A 278-nucleotide genomic window follows, 5' to 3' on the forward strand; every position below is an offset into this window, starting at 1 on the left:
CTGACCTGATAGGCGAAGGTCGGGGCACCGAAGCTGTCTTTCACCCGACGGCAGATATCGAGATAGGGCTGCCCGGGTTTGACCATCACCATATCCGCCCCTTCGGCGAGGTCGCGCGCCACAAGGCGCAGGGCTTCATCGCTGTTGGCCGGATCCATTTGGTAGGTTTTCTTGTCCCCCGTCAGCGCGCCGGAGGCACCCACCGCATCCCGGAACGGGCCATAGAAGGCGCTGGCGTATTTGGCGGCGTAGCTGAGGATCGCCACATGGCTGTGGCC

Annotated in this window: 1 pseudogene; it reads right to left on the reverse strand. The window is 63.7% G+C overall.

The annotated features are described in order from the left end of the window. Positions 1-278: pseudogene (locus A3728_RS15815) on the reverse strand (porphobilinogen synthase); the annotation flags it as partial.

The sequence above is a fragment of the Sulfitobacter sp. HI0040 genome, assembly GCF_001634885.1.
GTDB lineage: Bacteria > Pseudomonadota > Alphaproteobacteria > Rhodobacterales > Rhodobacteraceae > Sulfitobacter.